Source organism: Janthinobacterium woesei (genome assembly GCF_051380875.1).
Taxonomy (GTDB): domain Bacteria; phylum Pseudomonadota; class Gammaproteobacteria; order Burkholderiales; family Burkholderiaceae_D; genus Janthinobacterium.
In genome coordinates this window covers 1-17885 of sequence record NZ_JBNYXW010000028.1, presented here as the reverse complement: position 1 = coordinate 17885, position 17885 = coordinate 1, and the positions used below count along the sequence as shown (strand labels likewise).

Sequence of the window (17885 nt, the reverse complement as noted above, 5' to 3'; positions counted from 1 at the left end):
TCGAGTTTTTCATTCATGCAAGCGCCGCGCAGTCAACCTTCCCGCAAACAACTTCCCGCTTCGCGCTGGCGCCAGCGCCGCCTGGGGCAGCAGTCCCGGTCGGGCCTGAGCGCCGCGCAGGAACGCCAGCTGGCCACCCTGCACGAGATTTCCACCCTGCTGGCGGGCCAGCACACCATCGATGCCTTGTGCCGTGGCTTCCTGCGCCATGTGATGCAGTTCGCGCAAGCCGAAGGCGGCACCGTGCGCATCCTCGATCCGCAGAATGACACGGTGCACATCATCGTGCATGAAGGTATTTCCGATGCCCTGGTGGAAGAGGAACACTGCATCCGCAACAACGACTGCCTGTGCGGCGCGGCCGTGGCGCAGGGCGTGATCCAGATCCGCGATTTCCGCCAGGTTGAGGCGCTGCAGAGCTACCGTTGCCAGGAGGAAGGCTTTATCGCCATCGCCGTCATTCCCATCCTCGCGCGCGCGCAGGTGGTGGGCAGTTTTTCACTGCATTTTGCGCAGCCGCAAGCGGTACAGGCGCAGCAGCAGGGCTGGCTGGAAACCCTGGGCCAGAGTCTGGGCATTGCCATCGAGAACCAGCGCCTGATCGCGCGCGAAAAGGAATTTGCCGTGGCGCGCGAACGCAGCCTGCTGGCTGAAGGCTTGCATGACAGCATCGCGCAAAGCCTCAATTTCATCAACCTGCAAGTGCAGATGCTCGACGATTCCGTGCGCCGTGGCCAGCTCGACGAAGCAGCTGAAGTGCTGCCGCTGATGCGCATGGGCGTTGAGCAGAGCTACCAGGATGTGCGCGAATTGCTGGTCAACTTCCGCACGCGCTGGCACGGCAGCGACCTTGAAAGCAAGCTCATGGAGGTACTGGCCAAGTTCGAGCTGCAGACGGGCGTGGTGGGCACGCTGGATATGAGCGGCAACGGCGCGCCGCTGGCGCCCGAGCAGCAGCTGCAGATACTGTTCATCGTGCAGGAAGCGCTGTCGAACATCCGCAAGCATGCGCAGGCCAGCCACGTGGTGCTGCGGGTGGAAAACGGGCGCGATTTTTCGCTGCAGGTGCGCGATGATGGCGAAGGCTTCGCCGCCCATCTGCGCGACAAGAAAACGGAATTGCAGATCGGCTTGCGTATCATGCAGGAAAGAGCCGAGCGGCTCGGCGCGCAATTTGCCATCGATAGCACGCCCGGCGGCGGCACGACGATCTCGCTGGCCTTGCCGGAGGCCCGGCGCCAGGCCGCGTAACAGATGATTCCTTCCTATCAGGCAAAAGATATCAACACAGTGAACGCTCCTATCACAATCCTGCTGGTCGACGACCACACCTTGCTGCGCAGCGGCGTCAAGCTGCTGCTGCAGCGCAATCCGCAATTCCAGGTGGTGGGCGAGGCAGCGAACGGACTCGACGGCGTTCGGCTGGCGGCCGAGCTGCAGCCCGACGTGGTGCTGATGGACTTGAACATGCCTGGCGTGTCCGGCGTGGAAGCGCTGCAGCTGATCTTGCAGGACTTTCCGCAGATGGTGGTGCTGATGCTGACCGTGTCGGAAAACGCGGCCGACCTGGGCGCGGCCCTGCGCGCGGGCGCACGCGGCTACTTGCTGAAAAACATCGAAGCCGAGCAGCTGGGACAGGCCATCTTGCGCGCCGCCGCCGGCGAATCCGTGATTGCCGACGCCATGACGGCCAAGCTGGTGTCGCAATTTCGCGCCGGCCAGAATGCACCGGTAGCCGACTACGATAAATTGACGCCGCGCGAGCGCGAAGCCATGGCGTGCCTGGCACGCGGCCAGAGCAACAAGGAAATCGCGCGCCAGCTCGACGTGGCGGAAAGCACGGTAAAAATCCACGTGCAAAACATCCTCAAGAAGCTCAAGCTCAGCAGCCGCGTGCAAATCGCCGTGTATGCAGTCGAGCGTGAATTGAGCAAGTAAATATCAAGTAAATATCAAATATGGCGCACATAAAGTGCGAATAATGCGCGATTATTTGACCTGCATGGCGTTCCTGACTAGACACCCTAGTTCCTTTGACGTATGGCCGTGACGCTGTGCGCGCATTACACTTGGTTATTCGCTAATCCAATGAAGAGAGTGTCATGCATAAGGTCAACGTCGATGGATTGCTATCGAGCCAGGCTCTGTTCCGCCATATTTCCCCTTCGCAATTAGAGCAATTGCGCCAGGATGTCGTGCGCGTCGAAGTGGAAAAAGGCAAAGTGCTGTTCCGCAAGGGCGAAGTGGCAGAAGGCGCCTACGTGGTGGTCTTCGGCCTGGTCAAGCTCAGTGTGTTTTCCTTGGAAGGCACGGACAAGGTACTGGAACTGATCCGTCCCGGCCAGAGCTTCGGCGAAGCCATGATTTTCCTCGATGAGCCGTATCCGTTCTGCGCCGAGGCGCTCGAACACTGCCTGCTGCTGCGCATCCCGCCGCACGCGCTGCTGCGCCTGCTGGACCAGTCGCCGCGCATCGCGCGCCAGATGATGAACAGCCTGTCGCACCACCTGATGGGTTTTATCCGCAACGTGGAGCGCTGCTCCGTGCAGAATGCCACCCAGCGCGTGGTCGAGTATTTGCTGCAGGCATCGGACCAGCAGCGTTCGAACGAGGTCAAGCTGGACTTGAAGAAAAGTCTGTTGGCATCGTTTTTGAACCTGGCACCTGCAACTTTGTCGCGCGTGCTGCACCAACTGACGGACTTGCATCTGATTAAAGTCAGCGGTTCGCTGATCCAGATCCAGCCCGACGCGCTGAAAACCTATCGCCATGGTTCCACCTCGGCCTTGCTCAATTAAACTTTTTAAACTTTTTTAGCCGGCAAGGTCAGCCGCCAAAACAGCAGGGCGAGCAAGCTGACCGCCGCGCCCAGCGCGCACACCCCATGCCAGCCTTCCAGCGCATACACGCTGGTGGCGGCGATGGCGCCCACGCCGCTTCCCACCGCATAAAACAGCATGTAGCACGCCACCAGGCGGCTGTGCGCGTCGCTATCGTCCTTGAAAATCAGGCTTTGATTGGTCACGTGGATGGCCTGGCCCGCCAAATCGAGCGCGATGGTGCCGATGATCAAGGGCCACAGGGCCGCGCCGGCAAAGCTCAGCGGCAGCCATGCGGCCAACAGCAGCAACAGGGCCGCACCGGTGGTCCATTGCGCGCGTCCAGCGTCCGCCAGCGCCCCGGCGCGCGCGGCGCCCAGCGCTCCGATCACGCCCACCAGCCCGAAGGCGCCGATGGCCGCATGCGTATAGCCTTGCCTGGTGAGGGGCAGCACCAGTGCGCTCCAGAAAATATTGAACACGGCAAACATCAGCATGGCCAGCACGCCGCGTACGCGCAGCACTTTGTTGTGCAGCAACATGTCCAGCATCGAGGCAAGCAGGGCGCTATAGCCCATCTTTTGGCTGGGCAGCGGCGGTGGCGGCAGCTTGCGCCACAGCAGCAACAGCAGGGCGCAAGAGATTCCCGCCGACACAATATACACGGCGCGCCAGTCGGCCAGGTCCGCCACCACGCCCGACAAGGTGCGCGCCAGCAACAGGCCGATCACCACGCCGCCCTGCGCTATGCCGACGACACGGCCCCGCTCATGGCTGGCCGCCGCACTGGCCGCGTAGGCGATCAAGCCTTGCGTGATGGCCGTGCCCAGCAAGCCGACCGCCAGCATGCCGGCGAGCAAGGCGGCCGTGTTGCGGGCGCAAGCGAGCGCCGCCAGGGTCATCACCAGCAAGGCCAGCTGGATCAAGGTCAGGCGGCGCCGGTTCAGCATGTCGCCCAGGGGCACCAGCAGCAGCAAGGCCAGCGCGCAGCCGATCTGCGTGGCTGTGATCACCATGCCGCTGGCGGCCTCCAGCATGCCAAATTCGTGCGCCAGGGTGGCCAGCAAAGGCTGGGCGTAATACACATTGGCCACGCTGAGGCCGGCTGCGCTGGCAAACAGCCAGACGAGGGAGGGGGGAAGTGTTGTCGTGATGGGGGGAGTCGTATCGTGCATAGGGGGACAGGTAAGTGGTTTCAAATTAAAACCAGTTGGAGTCTATGCCGAGAAGTTTTAAAATGCAACTACTTATGACTGGAGAAGCCTGTGGCCAAGCGCAAGAGCCTGAAAACCGATCCCTGTCCCGTGGCGCGCGCGCTCGACGTGATTGGCGAGCGCTGGGCGCTGTTGATCGTGCGCGATGCCTTCGACGGCATGCGCCGCTTTGGCGAATTCCAGAAAAGCCTGGGCGTGGCCCGCAATATCCTGGCCGACCGCCTGCACACCCTGGTCGAAGAGGGCATTTTTACGGTGGCACCCGCCTCGGACGGCACGGCTTACCAGCAATATGTGCTCACGCCCAAGGGACTGGGGCTGTTTCCCGTCGTGGTGGGCTTGCGCCAGTGGAGCGAGGCGCAATTGTTCGATGCGGGCGAGGCGCATTCGGCCTTGCTGCAGCGCGGCTCGGGTTTGCCCGTGGGTAAGATGGACGTGCTGGCGCCGGACGGCCGCGTGCTGCAGGCGGGCGATACCGTCGTGCATAAGGTGCCACCCAAAGTGGCGTCGCAGGCATGAAGCGCGTGGCCGTGCTTGGCGGCGGCATCACGGGCGTGACCACGGCGTATGCACTGGCGAAACGCGGCGTGAACGTGACCCTGCTCGAACGCCACCGCTATGCCGCCATGGAAACCTCGTTCGCGAATGGCGGGCAATTGTCCGCCTCGCATGCGGAAGTGTGGAATCACAAGTCGACCGTGCTCAATGCCCTGAAATGGATGGCCAGGCGCGATGCGCCGCTGCTGCTCAATCCACGGCCCAGCTGGCACAAGCTGAGCTGGTTTGCCGAGTTTCTCGCCGCCATGCCAGCGTATGAACGCAATACCATCGCCACGGCGCGCATGGCGATCGCCGCGCGCGAACATTTGTTTGCCTGGGCGCAAGAAGAAAATATTGATTTTGATCACAGGCGGGCCGGCATCCTGCATATCTACCGCGAGCAGCGCGGCTTCGAGCGGGCAGCTGGCGTGTCGCGCCTGCTGGCGCAGGGCGGGCTGGTGCGACGCGCCGTGACTCCAGCGGAAATGCGCGCCATCGAACCGGCCCTGCAGGGCGGCTACTATGGCGGCTATTACACGGACAGCGATTCCACGGGCGACATCCACAAGTTCACCAGCGGCCTGGCCGACGCCTGCGCGCGCCTGGGCGTGGCCTGCCGCTATGGCGAACAGGTGACGGCGCTGGCGCGCGAGCACGGCAAGGTGCGCGTTGCGGTGGGGCAAGACAGCAATGTGTTCGACGCCGTCGTCATCTGCGCGGGCACGGCCAGCCGCGCCATGGCGGCGTCCCTGGGCGACCATGTGAATGTGTATCCCGTGAAAGGCTATTCGATTACCGTGCAGCTCGACGACGGGGCCAGCCGCGCGGCGGCGCCCTGCGTCAGCCTGCTCGACGACGCCACCAAGCTGGTCAGCAGCCGCCTGGGCGAAGACCGGTTGCGCGTGGCGGGCACGGCCGAGTTCAACGGCGCCAATCACGACATCCGCGCCGACCGCATTCGCCCGCTGCTGCAATGGGTGGAGCAATGCTTTCCAGATGTGAATACGCGCAAGGTAATCCCGTGGGCCGGCTTGCGGCCCATGTTGCCGGACATGCTGCCGAAAGTGGGGCGCGGCAAGGCGCCCGGCGTGTACTACAACACGGGCCATGGCCACCTGGGCTGGACCCTGGCGGGGGCGACAGCCGAGATGGTGGCACAGGCCGTCGCCGCTGCGGTGGCTGCCTAATTCTTTGGCAATAAATCGCTGAGCGCGGCGTGTCCCTTGGCGGAGAGGAAGGGGCCGGCCTTGTCATACGGCAGCAGGAAGTCGTTTTCGCAGCCGCTGCCGTTCGCGTCTTCCCAGAACGACACGCCTTCCGGCTTCAGGGACAGGTGGAAGCGGCCACGGCCGTCGTAATCCGTGTTCTTGCACCCGGCATCGATTTTCACCTCCTTGAACAGGGCTTGCCGCAGGCGGTCCGGCAATTCGGCCTTGTCGTCACCATCGCTGGCGCTGGCGCCAAACCAGTGCCAGACGTCCGTTTCCTGCCCCGTTTTCACGTCCCAGGTGCGCAACTTGATGGAGATGCCATTGGCGCCGTAGCCGGCTGGCCAGCGGTAAAAGCGTAGCGTGACCCAGCGCGAGGACCAGTAGGACGGTTCCGCATACACTTCATCTTGCGTGGTGAAACCGTTGCGCCCCAGATACTCGCGGCGCGTGGCAAAGAAGTCTGCCAGGTCCTGCCGGTTCTTCGCCAGCACGGCGCGCAGCTGGGCGTTGATCTTCGTCACGCCGTCGCCCAGGCCTGCCCCGATTAGTTCCAGCGTGACCGTGTCGGCGAGCGTCAGGTTGCGGTATTGCTTGCCCTCGAAGGTGATAGGTTTGCTCACCTTGATGCTGGGAAACTCTTCCAGCGGCAAGTTGTACGCATCGCTGGCGCAGGACGGATGTTCGCGATCGCCCGCCGCTTCCAGCAAGGTCAAGGCCAGCGGCAGGGTCTTGCCACTTTTCGGCTCGGTCCAGGTGCCGTCCAGCTTGCTGCCTTGCTGCGCATGCAAGCTCCAGGTGCCCGTGGTGTCGCCCTTGGCATTCGATTCCTCCCATAAAACCTTGCCGTTCGGCCTGGCCAGCATGATGGGGCTCTTGTAGCGCGTGTAGTAATAGCTGCCGCTGCGGTCCGACCCTTGTGTGGGACTGGGCTGGTTGAAGCAGGCTACCACGCTGGCCTTGCCCAAGGTGCCCTGCCATACCCCTTGCACGGGCGCATCGGCCGCCATGGCGGGATTCAGGGCGGGCAGGGACAGACAGGCAAGCAAGAAGCGGCGCATCGGGTGTTCCTGTGATTGGCGATGGCCGATTCTACAGGCTCAGGTCAAGAAGATGCCGCACGCCAACTATGCGCCGGGCCGCTCCTGCGCCACCACGGCCATCGCCGCGCCCAGGTATTGCAGCATGGCGCCATCGACAAAGCTGCCTTGCATCAGGCGCGGTTCTTGCTGGTGCGCCTGGCGGAATTTGAGCTGCGTGGCCGGGTCCGTGCCCGCATACGCGCGAAACAGCACCAGCCAATGCCGTGCCAGTTGCAGCACGGCGGGGTCGGTGGGCGCCGTGCGCGTATCCATGGCGGCGCGCACGGCGGCGATCAGGTCTGGCCATTCGCCCGAGCGCTTGCCATAGTTGGCCAGTAAATGCGCGTATTCCTGTGCATTCAAGAAAGGGCGATATAGCGCCATGCGCGAGGCATTGAAGGCGGCGAGGATGAACTGCATCAGGTTCGCATCGATGCTGGTGCTGTGCTGCATGGCCGGTTCCTGCGCGTGCATGCTGTTCAGGCGCGCAAACAGGCCAGGGTGGGCGCCCGTGTCGCGCACCAGCTTGACCATCCATTGCGTGGCCAGCGCCTGCGCCTGGGCATCGTCGGCTCCTGCTCCGCTCGCCTGCAGTGCGCGTACCCTGGCTACCAATTCTTTCCATTCCTGTTCCACGGCTGCATCGGTCAGCAGCGGCAATTGCTGCAGTTCTTCGGGGCTAAAGTATGTGTCGTACATGGTCATCAACTCCATCGTAGTGAGCCACTCGGCCAGCTCCGGTGGCTGTCCCTGCGCCAGTTGCGCCTGCAAACTGTGCAGGCGCTGGCGCAGGCTGGATGCCTGCGCGATCTGGCGTTCCAGCATGGCGATCTGCTGCGCCACGATGGCGGTCAGGGGCAGCTCGGGGCCGGCGAGTGCATTGGCGATATCGGCCAGCGACAGCCCGAACTTGCGCAGCGCCATGATCCGGTGCAGCCGGTCCATGTCGCCGTGCTGGTACAGGCGGTAGCGAGCTTGCGTGCGCGCCGAAGGCGAGAGCAGGCCGATGCTGTCGTAATGGTGCAAGGTGCGTATGGTCAAGCCCGTCAGCCTGGCCAGTTCACCTATTTTCAACAGCATGGCGTGTTCCTTTTTCGGGTGCGTGACTGCACTATCAAGCCTGACGCAACGTCAGGGTCAAGCATCATGTTTAACTGAATCAGCTGATCGTCAATCGCTGGCGCAGTTCCTGCAGGAGGGTGCCTGTTTTTGGCGTCAACTGGCGCGCCAGCGGCCATGCCAGGTACAGGGGCAAGCCTTGCGTGGCCAGCTGCGGTAGCACTTCCACGATGGCGCCCGACGCCAAGTGCTCGTCCACCAGCCAGGTGGCCAGCTGCGCCACGCCCAGGCCCGCCAGCACGGCAGCCCTGCGTGCTTCGGCGTCGCCCAGCGTCATGCGCGGCGCCGTCACGCGGTGTTCCAGCTGGCCGCCGTGGTCATCGGCATTGAATACCCACGGCATGGGCGAGCCGTCGCCGCGCCCATAGGCGATGCAGTCGTGCTGCTCCAGTTGCGCGATGGACGCTGGCGTGCCGCGCCGCGCAATATAGGCGGGGGCGGCGCACAGGATTAGGCGTTCGTTGCCCAGGTACATCTGGCCCAGCGCGGCGGGCCAGTGCGTGGGGGTGCCGATGCGCACGGCGATATCGATGCGTTCCTCGAACAGGTCGACGAAGCGGTCGCTGAAGGCGATGGACGGCTGCAGCCGCGGATATTGCGCGCACAACTGCAACAGCGCCGGCATCACGCGCATGCGGCCATACGAGGCGGGCACGCCGATGCGCACCTTGCCGGCCAGTTCCGTCGCGTGTTCGGCCAGCACGTCTTCCGCGTCCGCCAGTTCCTGCAGCACGCGCTTGCAGGTGGCGTAATAGGCGCGCCCCGCATCGCTCAGTTTCAAGCGGCGCGTGCTGCGCTCGAACAGCATCACGCCCAGGCGTTGCTCCAGCCGCGCCACGCTCTTGCTGACGGCCGAGCTGCTCAGGTGCAGGCGTTCGGCAGCCTTGGTAAAGCTGCCCGCGTCCGCCGTGGCGAGAAATGGCGTGATGCCTTTCAAGTGTTCGGATGAAAACATGATTCGGGAATTTTATTCATGAATATGGTGAAATAGTATCGCAGATAAGAATTGTAGTCGCGTATATGATATTTCTTTCTTCTGGAGCGACACATCATGCAAAAACATGCCCTCATCATCGGCGCCAGTGGCGTCATCGGCAGCAACCTGGCCAGGCATTTGCTCGGCGAGGGCTGGAAGGTCACGGGCGTCTCGCGCGGTCGCACGCCCGTGCCAGACGGCTGTGCGTCCTTGCCGCTCGATGCCACGGACGGCGCGGCCGTCGCTGCCGCCCTGGCCGGCATGGATGCCAGCCACGTCTTCTTTACGGCCTGGGCGCGCCAGGCCAACGAGCAGGAAAACATCCGCGTCAACGGCGCCATGGTGGCCAATGTGCTGGCCGCGCTGGGACCCGCCGGTCATTTGCGCCACGCGGCGCTGGTGACGGGCCTCAAGCATTATCTGGGACCGTTCGATGCGTATGGCAAAGGCAGCGTGCCCGTCACGCCGTTTCGCGAAGAGCAGGGCCGCCAGGATGTGGATAATTTCTACTACGCGCAGGAAGACCGCCTGTTCGACGCGGCCGCGCAATATGGCTTTAGCTGGAGCGTGCATCGCCCGCACACCATCATCGGCCATGCGCTGGGCAATGCCATGAACATGGGGCTGACCTTGGCCGTGTATGCGAGCCTGTGCAAGGCCAGCGGCCAGCCCTTTGTCTTTCCCGGCTCAAGCGCGCAATGGCATGGTCTCTCGGACATGACGGACGCGGGCCAGATCGCGCGCCACCTGGCGTGGGCGGCGGATAGCCCCGCCGCGCGCAACGAGGATTTCAACATCGTCAATGGCGACGTGTTCCGCTGGAAGTGGCTGTGGCCGCGCCTGGCCGCGTATTTTGGTGTCGAGGCGCAAGACTTGCCCGAGACGATGGCGCCGCTGGCCGGGCGCATGCAGGACGCGCCCGCGCAGTGGCGTGCCATTGCGCACGAGCATCAATTGCTGGAAGCGGACATCGGCCGCCTGGCTTCATGGTGGCATACGGATGCCGACCTGGGCCGGCCGATGGAAGTGATGACGGACATGGGCAAGAGCCGCAAGGCAGGCTTCCTGGACTACCAGGATACGCAAGACGCCTTCATTGCGCTGTTCGAGCGCCTGAAGGCCGAGCGCATCATTCCCCGCTGACGTTTTTGCTGGCAGCGGCTGCGCTGGCCTTGGCCTTGTTCTCTTGCGCCCGCTGCCATTCCAGCCCCGGCCGGTCGACGTGAAATTGCAGCAGGCGCCCCTGCACCACTTCCGTCACATATGCCGTGCGGCCGTCCGGCCCGCCAAAGGTGATATTGCTGGGCTTGGCGCCAGGCACGCTGATCTCGCGCAAGATGCGCCCCTGCGGCGACAATTTCACCACGCTACCCTTGCCGTAGCGCGTCACATACAGGTTGCCGTCGACGTCCACGCGCATGCCGTCCATGCCGAAATCGTCAAACTTGATCAGCAGGCGCTTGCCCGTCAGGCTGCCGTCCGCTTCAATGGTGTAGGCCCAGATATTGCGCTGCACGCTTTCATTCACATACAAAGTCTTGCCATCGGGACTCACTTCGATGCCGTTGGCCGTGCCCATGGTGTCGAGCGCCAGGCTCACCGTGCCGTCCTGCGCGATGCGCCACACGCGGCCCGTATTTTCCTTCCAGTTCGGGTCGCTCGCATACAGCACGTCGTCCTTCGTGATGGCGATGTCGTTCGGCTGCGTCATGCGCGCGTCGCGCGCGTGGATGGTGAGCGCGCGCGTGGCCGGGTCGACCAGGTAAATCGTGTGTTCCATGTAGTCGGCCAGATACATCTGCCCACGGCTGCCGAAGCGGATGCCGTTGGCGATGCTGGTGCCGGGCAAGCTCAGCCATACTTCGCCGCTGCCGTCAGGGCGCACCTTGCCGATGGTTTGCTGGCGCGCAAAATTGACGGCGTAGATATTGCCTTCCGCATCCACGGCCGGACCTTCGATGCCCTTGGTAAAGGAATGCGCCGCTGTCAGGGTGGTGGCAAGGAACAGCGCTTCGTGCGCTGGCGGGCTGGCGCAGGCGGACAAGGTGGCCAGCGGCATGGCCAGCAGCAGGGTCTGCAGCGGCACGCGCAGCCACGGCAGGGCGTATCGGGATGGATGCATGGGGCGCTCTTTGTAAGGCGAAAGTGGCGTATGTTACCCGACGTGCGCGGGTGGGGACGCGGCCAACTCAAGGCATATTGTGCTTGCTATCAATCTGACTATACTGTAATGATAGTCGTGGATCCTGTTCCAAGAGCGACTGTTGGCAAGGCTGCTCCGTCATCTTTTTCCCAGGTACAAGCAACGCGGCGCGGCGCCGGGCAGTCGGCACTGGCCATGGGATGGCAGCTTGCCTGTCCAGTGATCCTCTGCGGAACTGTGAACGATAAGTAATGTAAATCGTCCAGTTCACCGGGGAAATAGAGTATGGTGTTCAAAGATACAGAAATATACCGTATGCAGCAATGGAGCTGGCGTGCACGGCGATGCCTGAGTGAGCGCCGATGGGCGAAGAGTAGTCTTTGGGCCGGCCTCACAAGCCGAACATCGTCATCATGCGCTACACCGCACTCTCGCCGACTCCTGAGAATGCCTCCTCTATGCAATTGCCAGTGACACAAGATATGCATGCCGTGCATCGCCGCGAAATCAAGTTGCTGCGCGAAACGATCAATCAGTTGCTGATCATGGCGAAGATGCAAGTCCAGGAACAGGATAAATCCGAGGCCTTCAACCTGTTGATTTCCCAGTTGCGCGAAGCGAATCAACACCTCGTATTGGCTACGTTTGGCGCGCAGGATATGCAGGCCTCCGCAGAGGCGGCCAGCTTGCGCCAGACGGAATTTTTGGCCATGCTGGCCCATGAATTGCGCAATCCCCTGCAGCCCTTGGCGATGGCCAATGAAATGCTGGCCAAGATGGTCGATCTCGATCCCCAACTGGCGCATGTGCATGGCGTGATCGGCCGCCAGGTGGGCCACATGGCCCGTCTGATCGACGATTTGCTGGACGCCTCGCGCGTCAGCAGCGGCAAGGTCACGCTGCAGACGGCGCCTTTGCTGCTGAGCGATATCCTTGCCAGTGCCGTGGAGACAGGCCAGGCGAACATCAGCCAGCGCCAGCAGGTATTGAGCATGACCTTGCCGAAAGAGCCGCTGGTGCTCGAGGGCGACCTGGTGCGCCTGACGCAGGTCTTTGCCAACCTGCTCATCAACGCAAGCAAATTTACCCACGAGTTTGGCCACATCGACATCGTTGCCAGGCGTGACGATAACTTGGTGGAAATAACCATCAGCGACGATGGCGCCGGCATTTCCCCCGATATCCAGCCCTACATCTTCGATTTGTTCACCCAGGGCTTCCGTTCGCTGGAGCGGGCCCAGGGCGGCCTTGGCATCGGCCTCTCGCTGGTGCGCACCATTACCCAGCTACATGGCGGAACGGTGGATGTCTTCAGTGCCGGGGTGGGCCTCGGCAGCCAGTTCATCTTGAAATTCCCCTTGTCTTCCTTGTCGCTGCCGCAGCCTGGCAACGAGGAGCAGGCCTCGGGCGCGGTCTTGCCACGGCGCGTATTGTTGATCGAAGACAACGCCGACGCGGCCGAAATGCTGGCGCTGTTGCTGGCGCAGGACGGTCACCAGGTCGACGTCCGCCACGATGGCCCGAGCGGCTTGCGCGCCGCGCTCGATGCACCATACGACGTGATCGTGTGCGACATCGGTTTGCCGGGCATGGATGGCTATCAAGTAATCAGTTCGGCGCGTGCGGCCCTGGCCGCACCCTTGCCTTGCTTTGTCGCCGCTTCAGGCTACAGCCAGCTGGACCAGTATGACAGGGCTGGGGAGGCGGGGTTTGATCATTACCTGGTGAAACCGCTAAATATCGCCGCCCTGTCAAAAATCATCACGGCACAAGGTCCTCGCTGATGGGCGAGGTATTCCTGACGCTTTTGTTCAACATGGTCTATACACCGAAAACCGCAGAGAAAAGATCCGACTATGGCCACAGTCCATGAACAGCGGCAGTGCATGATTGAGCACGTGCTGCGACGCGACCCAGGTGCAGTGGCAGACGTCAGTATTCGCCTTTGGGAGCGGCTGGCCGCTGAATTGAACCAGATTATTGGCGAACGGGGCGTGGACTCGATGTATGCCCGCAGTGTGCACCAGAGTCAGAAACAGTTCAGCTGGTTAACCCGCCATCCGCCGCAAGCCCGTGAGGCTGCGATGGACACCTTGCGTGCCGACTTGCGCGGCCAGCCAGATAGCGTCGCCTGTCTGGCCAGTACGGCGATGATGATGCACTTCATCAACACCCTCATTTTATTAATTGGCGAACTCTTAACGAATAGCATCCTCTTGAAAGCCTGGGGCGATGACGTTGTGAATAATGCTGGAACGGAGCCGAACTAATGAACAAAGTTACCATCCAACGGCTGGCCACTGGCGTGCCAGGACTGGACGAACTACTGGGCGGCGGAATACCTGAATTTTCTTTCAATCTGGTGGCTGGCATGCCTGGCAGCGGCAAGACGACACTCGCGCACCAGATCATGTTTTCACTCGCCACGCCGGAGCGCAAGGCGCTGTTCTTCACGGTGCTGGGCGAGCCGCCTCTGAAAATGTTGCGTTATCAACAGCAGTTTCCCTTCTTCGCTGTGGAAAAAATCAACCAGTCGATCAAGTTCGTCAATTTGTCGGCCGATTTGCTGGACGGCGATTTCGACCGCGTGCTGGCGCGCATCGCCGAAGAGGTGGAGGCGTTCTCGCCCAGCCTCGTCTTCGTCGATTCCTTCCGCTCCGTGGTGCAGTCGGCGAAGGGCATGGATACGGGCGCGGCCGGCCTGCAGCATTTTGTGCAGCAACTGGGCACGCAGATGACCAGCTGGCTGGCAACGACCTTCCTGATCGGCGAATACCTGGCGCCCGAGGCTGAATCGAGCGCCGTGTTTACGGTCGCCGACGGCATCCTGTGGCTGTCGCAACTGGTGCATCGCGATGCCATGGTGCGCAAGATCCAGGTGGTCAAGATGCGCGGCCAGGCGCAAAGCCTGGGTGTGCATACCTTCCGCATCAATGACAGCGGGGTGGAAATTTTCTCGCGTGCCGTGCTCAAGGCCAGTGGCATGGAAACGGTCAGCATTTCCGGCAACGAACGTTTGTCGCTGGGCGTGCCCGAACTCGACACCATGATGGGGGGGGGCTTGCCGGCTGGCTACTCGCTGCTGCTGGTGGGGCCGTCCGGTTCGGGTAAGACCGTGCTGGCCACGCAATTCCTGACCGAGGGCGTGCGCTGCGGCGAGCCAGGCGTGATCGCAGCTTTCGAGAAAAGCCCGAATCAGCTGCTCAGCCATCAACTCAATGCGCTCGTCAATTCGGGCCAGATCGGCGTGATCAACACGCGCACGCTCGACCTGTCGCTCGATGAAATCCTGCACGACCTGGTGGGCATGATCACGCGCATGAAGGCAAAACGCGTGGTGATCGATTCCCTGTCCGGTTTTGAAATGGCGCTGGCCTCCATGTTCCGCGAGGATTTTCGCGAATCGCTGTATCGCCTGGTGGCGGCGCTGACGGACATGGGGGTCTCGGTGCTGATGACGGCCGAGCTGGAAGACCAGTACAGCGTACTGCGCTTCAGTTCCTACGGCAACGCCTTCCTGACCGACGCCATCATCATGCAGCGTTACGTCGAGCTCGATGGCCAGCTCAAGCGGGTGGTGTCGGTAGTGAAGGTGCGCGGCAGCAGACACAGCAAGGATATCCGCTTCTACGATATCGACGCCGAAGGCATGAAAATTGACGCCGCCCGCAGCCAATATCAGGGCCACCTGTCGGGCGAGCCTTACCGCGCCTAGGCCGCAGCTGGCCAGCCGCGTCAGGGGCTCCATTACCTTGCCGCAGAACATGAAAATGCTATCGAGCGTTGCAGCCGATGAGATGAGGCGTATGATGGAAACGCACCTATGGCCGGAATAGCCCGGCCAGCCGCGCTGCGGCTGCGGTCAGTATTTTTCTGCGTTCACCACCAGGAGACATCATGGATAAGCCCGAATTCATCTTGGCCGCCAAGGCCATGGAAACCCTTGAGATGTATCAAACGTTCTATGGCAACTCCAGTGAATACCAGGCGCATCAGCAGGAAGTGCTGAAGTTGTTGCGTCACAAGGGCGCATCGCTGCTCACGTCTGAGCATGGCCCGGCAAAATTCCTGCTGGCCTTTGCCGATGCGCTGGAAGTGGCGGGGTTGCCGGGGGAGTATGTGGGGTTGAATCGGCGATAGGGAGATTGTTCCGGGCCGCTGTGCCGCCTCTGCGGCGTCGATTGGCGCGACGATCACGATAAGGCGCAGGCGGCGAAGGCCCGTGCCGGTCGCCCAGGATGAGCAGCACGTCGCGCTAGCCGACAGCGCCGGGTCTCAGCCCAGCCGCGCAAGCGCACCCCAGCCATCGCACAAGCCGCCCATGGGGCGGTTTTTTCACGTTCCGCCAAAGGGTATTACTGAAGAATCAAGAAAAGATTGCAATGGGAATTTTCTGCATCTTATTTATTAGATGTGTATATTTTTTTACGTAATTGGCGCACACTCTGACCCACATAAAACTGGGGGTGCAATGGCTAATTCGGACAGTCTACCGACACGCTGGATGGGTTCGGGCTTGCGGCGGATTTCCTTGTTGCCGCTGGCGATTTCATTTGTCGTATTGGTTTGTCTGGCTCTTCTTGCAATCCAATTATGGACGACCTTGCGTGCAAGGGAGATACAACTGAACGAAGCATTCCAGGAAAGCTCTAACCTGGCAAAATCAGTTGCTCAGCATGCGTATGACACGATCAAAGAAGCTGATACTGTGTTGGTCGGATTGGTGGAGCGGCTTGAAACGGATGGCGCCTCAGACCTTCAGCTTTCCCGTATTCATAAATTGCTGGTTGCTCGTATGGCAGAGTTACCCCAGTTGCATGGGATTTTCATCTATGCGAAAGATGGCAGTTGGCTAGTGAATTCTCAGGAAGTTTTACTGAAGAATTTGAATAATTCGGATCGAGAGTATTTCAAATACCATCAAACACATACCGACCGGGGTCCTTACATAGGTCCTCCGGTACGTAGCAAGTCAACTAACGATTGGATTATTACGGTATCGCGTCGGATTAATCTTCCAGATGGAGGTTTTGGAGGGGTTGCTCTTGCGACAATTGACATGAGCTACTTTAAAGTATTTTATGATCGATTTTCTATAGGAGAGCGAGGGGCAATATTTATTGCAAGTGGAAAGGGAATACTTTTACTTAGAAGACCCTTTGATGAAGCCTCACTGGGGCGCGATATATCAAAACTGCCAGTATTTAATAGTTACTTGCCGAAAGGTCCGGTTGGTACGGCAGTAATAAAATCTGGCTTGGATGGTGTCACACGTATTAATAGCTATCGTAGAATAGAGGAATATCCATTGGTAGTTTCGGCTGCGTTGTCGCAAGATGAAATTTTGGCTAGTTGGCGCACTGATGCATATTTGCAAAATGTAATAGGCGGGATGCTGGTATTACTCATCGCATTCCTCGGGTTTCGTATGGTCAGGCAAATAGAATTACGATCAAAGACTGAGCAAAAACTCAGAGAGACTGGCAATGAGTTGGAGTTAATCAATGAAACTTTGGCACGTCTTGCTAGCCAGGATGGGCTTACGGGACTAGGGAATCGGCGTCACTTTGACGAGTCGTTGTTTGGGGAGTTTAGTCGTGCACAGCGCGGTGAAACTTCGCTTGGACTGGTCATGATAGATGTTGATTTCTTCAAACAGTACAACGATATCTATGGCCATGTGGCCGGCGACGAATGTCTCAGAGAAATTGGCAAGGTGGTGGGCTACAGTATGCGTAGACCAGGTGATCTTGCGGCGCGTTATGGGGGCGAAGAGATGGTCGTTTTGCTGCCGGGAACTGATCTCCTTGGCACATTGGCTGTCGCAGAGAGTATCCGTAGTGCTGTTCAATCGATGGGGATTGAACATACAGGAAATCCGTTCGGTGTTGTGACGGTTAGTATCGGTGTGGAATCCTTTACACCGATGCATTTAGCGAGCAAGCCAGTTGAACTGGTCGAGGCCGCCGATAAGGCATTGTATAAGGCCAAAGCATCAGGGCGTAATCAGGTTTGTTTTGCCTCCTCGTACAAGGAGGGGGGCGAGAAGCAAGACATCTAGCAAATCGTTCCAGCAATGCTTTTGCCGCTACGCAGGTTAAATCCGAAGTGGCATGCATATCCATCGTGATCCAGGGTGCATGAGACATTCTCCTTGCTGCGCTCACGATAGCTTTTGTTTGAACTGCAGCGCGCTTTCGAATCCGGGGACATCGAGTCAAACATTTCCTTGTCAACGGCTCCGGTGAGGATGAAAGAGATCTTGCGATCAGTCGGGGTAGGTGGCTGCTCAATCCACCCAAGTTAAGGGATTGGCGTGCGTTTAAGTAATTTATTTTCAACATTAATACAAATACACTTGACATCGAATTAAAATCGCGGCGGGCAGTGTGGATTTTTATTTCCACTGGCTGCCATGTCCGTTCTGACCACGCTGTTTCAAGATTTCCCCACCCGATTATGCTCGCCAGAATTTCTCCTCGACGCTCGCCACACCGATCATCCGACCGCATTCCCGCGCTGCCGCAAGCTGCCCCTGGCGACGCTGGTCGCCATCATGCTGACCGGTATGCGGATGAGCATCCAGGCCGAACTGGACACCTTCTTCGCCCATCTTCGCCAACAAGCCCAACTGGTCCACGAGGTGTCCGAGCAAGCGTTCGCCCAGGCGCGTGCCAAGCTATCCCTGAGCGCCATTCCGGGCCTCAACGACTGGCTCATCGCGCGCGCCGAGAAGGACAGGTTTGTGCCGCGCTGGCGCGGGCTACGCTTGGTCGCCGCCGAC

Annotated in this window: 16 protein-coding genes and 1 pseudogene; 12 read left to right on the top strand and 5 right to left on the bottom strand. The window is 60.5% G+C overall.

What is annotated here, in order from left to right; all coding sequences use genetic code 11:
* The first annotated feature begins 15 nt into the window (after positions 1 to 15).
* From ACQ4W6_RS24790 to ACQ4W6_RS24780, 3 genes are all read left to right on the top strand, one after another.
* Positions 16 to 1251, top strand: a complete 1236-nt coding sequence (locus ACQ4W6_RS24790; RefSeq protein ID WP_436569829.1) for a GAF domain-containing sensor histidine kinase — start codon at positions 16 to 18, stop codon at positions 1249 to 1251.
* A 3-nt stretch (positions 1252 to 1254) separates the two neighbouring features.
* Positions 1255 to 1938, top strand: coding sequence for a response regulator (locus tag ACQ4W6_RS24785; RefSeq protein ID WP_436569828.1), 684 nt, complete (start codon positions 1255 to 1257; stop codon positions 1936 to 1938).
* A gap of 164 nt (positions 1939 to 2102) precedes the next feature.
* Positions 2103 to 2798, top strand: coding sequence for a Crp/Fnr family transcriptional regulator (locus tag ACQ4W6_RS24780; protein WP_436569827.1), 696 nt, complete (start codon positions 2103 to 2105; stop codon positions 2796 to 2798).
* Between the two features lie 5 nt (positions 2799 to 2803).
* Here ACQ4W6_RS24780 and ACQ4W6_RS24775 read toward each other — a convergent pair whose 3' ends face one another.
* Positions 2804 to 3994 (bottom strand): MFS transporter, encoded by a 1191-nt coding sequence (locus ACQ4W6_RS24775; RefSeq protein ID WP_436569826.1) that lies wholly within the window; start codon positions 3992 to 3994, stop codon positions 2804 to 2806.
* A 90-nt stretch (positions 3995 to 4084) separates the two neighbouring features.
* On the opposite strand from ACQ4W6_RS24775, the gene ACQ4W6_RS24770 reads away from it, so the two are divergent.
* Together ACQ4W6_RS24770 and ACQ4W6_RS24765 are read left to right on the top strand one after the other, a co-directional pair.
* Positions 4085 to 4552: a winged helix-turn-helix transcriptional regulator gene (locus ACQ4W6_RS24770; protein WP_436569825.1), complete on the top strand. Its 468-nt coding sequence runs from the start codon at positions 4085 to 4087 to the stop codon at positions 4550 to 4552.
* The gene (locus ACQ4W6_RS24765) at positions 4549 to 5760 is read left to right on the top strand and encodes a D-amino acid dehydrogenase (protein ID WP_436569824.1); all 1212 of its coding nucleotides are present in this window, start codon (positions 4549 to 4551) and stop codon (positions 5758 to 5760) included. The genes ACQ4W6_RS24770 and ACQ4W6_RS24765 overlap by 4 nt, the downstream gene beginning before the upstream one ends.
* On the opposite strand, the gene ACQ4W6_RS24760 is transcribed toward ACQ4W6_RS24765, so the two are convergent.
* The 3 genes from ACQ4W6_RS24760 to ACQ4W6_RS24750 all read right to left on the bottom strand — a co-directional run bounded on the left by ACQ4W6_RS24760 (position 5757) and on the right by ACQ4W6_RS24750 (position 8937).
* Positions 5757 to 6842 (bottom strand): hypothetical protein, encoded by a 1086-nt coding sequence (locus ACQ4W6_RS24760; protein WP_436569823.1) that lies wholly within the window; start codon positions 6840 to 6842, stop codon positions 5757 to 5759. The two genes, ACQ4W6_RS24765 and ACQ4W6_RS24760, sit on opposite strands and share 4 nt — an antisense overlap.
* Before the next feature lie 66 nt (positions 6843 to 6908).
* Positions 6909 to 7943, bottom strand: a complete 1035-nt coding sequence (locus ACQ4W6_RS24755) for a MerR family transcriptional regulator (protein WP_436569822.1) — start codon at positions 7941 to 7943, stop codon at positions 6909 to 6911.
* 79 nt (positions 7944 to 8022) lie between these two features.
* The gene (locus ACQ4W6_RS24750) at positions 8023 to 8937 is read right to left on the bottom strand and encodes a LysR family transcriptional regulator (RefSeq protein WP_436569821.1); all 915 of its coding nucleotides are present in this window, start codon (positions 8935 to 8937) and stop codon (positions 8023 to 8025) included.
* A gap of 96 nt (positions 8938 to 9033) precedes the next feature.
* Here ACQ4W6_RS24750 and ACQ4W6_RS24745 point away from each other — a divergent pair, with 96 nt between their 5' ends.
* Positions 9034 to 10101, top strand: a complete 1068-nt coding sequence (locus ACQ4W6_RS24745) for an SDR family oxidoreductase (RefSeq protein ID WP_436569820.1) — start codon at positions 9034 to 9036, stop codon at positions 10099 to 10101.
* Here ACQ4W6_RS24745 and ACQ4W6_RS24740 read toward each other — a convergent pair.
* On the bottom strand, positions 10088 to 11080 hold the full coding sequence (locus ACQ4W6_RS24740) for an SMP-30/gluconolactonase/LRE family protein (RefSeq protein WP_436569819.1): 993 nt from the start codon (positions 11078 to 11080) through the stop codon (positions 10088 to 10090). The genes ACQ4W6_RS24745 and ACQ4W6_RS24740 overlap by 14 nt on opposite strands.
* A 491-nt stretch (positions 11081 to 11571) precedes the next feature.
* Between ACQ4W6_RS24740 and ACQ4W6_RS24735 the strand changes: the two genes are divergently transcribed.
* The 6 genes and pseudogenes from ACQ4W6_RS24735 to ACQ4W6_RS24710 all read left to right on the top strand — a co-directional run.
* Complete coding sequence (locus ACQ4W6_RS24735) at positions 11572 to 12885, top strand: hybrid sensor histidine kinase/response regulator (protein ID WP_436569818.1); 1314 nt, start codon at positions 11572 to 11574, stop codon at positions 12883 to 12885.
* A gap of 72 nt (positions 12886 to 12957) precedes the next feature.
* Entirely contained in the window at positions 12958 to 13371 is a 414-nt protein-coding gene (locus ACQ4W6_RS24730) for a hypothetical protein (protein ID WP_436569817.1), read from the top strand.
* Positions 13371 to 14816 (top strand): ATPase domain-containing protein, encoded by a 1446-nt coding sequence (locus ACQ4W6_RS24725; RefSeq protein WP_436569816.1) that lies wholly within the window; start codon positions 13371 to 13373, stop codon positions 14814 to 14816. The genes ACQ4W6_RS24730 and ACQ4W6_RS24725 overlap by 1 nt, the downstream gene beginning before the upstream one ends.
* A 182-nt stretch (positions 14817 to 14998) precedes the next feature.
* Positions 14999 to 15241, top strand: a complete 243-nt coding sequence (locus ACQ4W6_RS24720; protein ID WP_436569815.1) for a hypothetical protein — start codon at positions 14999 to 15001, stop codon at positions 15239 to 15241.
* Between the two features lie 331 nt (positions 15242 to 15572).
* Complete coding sequence (locus ACQ4W6_RS24715; protein WP_436569814.1) at positions 15573 to 17162, top strand: sensor domain-containing diguanylate cyclase; 1590 nt, start codon at positions 15573 to 15575, stop codon at positions 17160 to 17162.
* Between the two features lie 354 nt (positions 17163 to 17516).
* Positions 17517 to 17885, top strand: a pseudogene (locus ACQ4W6_RS24710) (IS4 family transposase); the annotation flags it as partial.

What these genes read in the sequence shown, in the direction of transcription:
- ACQ4W6_RS24745 (WP_436569820.1), top strand. Translation starts at nt 9,034, where the DNA reads ATGCAAAAACATGCCCTCATCATCGGCGCCAGTGGCGTCATCGGCAGC.
- ACQ4W6_RS24750 (WP_436569821.1), bottom strand. Translation starts at nt 8,937, where the DNA reads ATGTTTTCATCCGAACACTTGAAAGGCATCACGCCATTTCTCGCCACG.
- ACQ4W6_RS24720 (WP_436569815.1), top strand. Translation starts at nt 14,999, where the DNA reads ATGGATAAGCCCGAATTCATCTTGGCCGCCAAGGCCATGGAAACCCTT.
- ACQ4W6_RS24785 (WP_436569828.1), top strand. Translation starts at nt 1,255, where the DNA reads ATGATTCCTTCCTATCAGGCAAAAGATATCAACACAGTGAACGCTCCT.
- ACQ4W6_RS24765 (WP_436569824.1), top strand. Translation starts at nt 4,549, where the DNA reads ATGAAGCGCGTGGCCGTGCTTGGCGGCGGCATCACGGGCGTGACCACG.
- ACQ4W6_RS24715 (WP_436569814.1), top strand. Translation starts at nt 15,573, where the DNA reads ATGGCTAATTCGGACAGTCTACCGACACGCTGGATGGGTTCGGGCTTG.
- ACQ4W6_RS24760 (WP_436569823.1), bottom strand. Translation starts at nt 6,842, where the DNA reads ATGCGCCGCTTCTTGCTTGCCTGTCTGTCCCTGCCCGCCCTGAATCCC.
- ACQ4W6_RS24755 (WP_436569822.1), bottom strand. Translation starts at nt 7,943, where the DNA reads ATGCTGTTGAAAATAGGTGAACTGGCCAGGCTGACGGGCTTGACCATA.
- ACQ4W6_RS24730 (WP_436569817.1), top strand. Translation starts at nt 12,958, where the DNA reads ATGGCCACAGTCCATGAACAGCGGCAGTGCATGATTGAGCACGTGCTG.
- ACQ4W6_RS24790 (WP_436569829.1), top strand. Translation starts at nt 16, where the DNA reads ATGCAAGCGCCGCGCAGTCAACCTTCCCGCAAACAACTTCCCGCTTCG.
- ACQ4W6_RS24775 (WP_436569826.1), bottom strand. Translation starts at nt 3,994, where the DNA reads ATGCACGATACGACTCCCCCCATCACGACAACACTTCCCCCCTCCCTC.
- ACQ4W6_RS24740 (WP_436569819.1), bottom strand. Translation starts at nt 11,080, where the DNA reads ATGCATCCATCCCGATACGCCCTGCCGTGGCTGCGCGTGCCGCTGCAG.
- ACQ4W6_RS24780 (WP_436569827.1), top strand. Translation starts at nt 2,103, where the DNA reads ATGCATAAGGTCAACGTCGATGGATTGCTATCGAGCCAGGCTCTGTTC.
- ACQ4W6_RS24725 (WP_436569816.1), top strand. Translation starts at nt 13,371, where the DNA reads ATGAACAAAGTTACCATCCAACGGCTGGCCACTGGCGTGCCAGGACTG.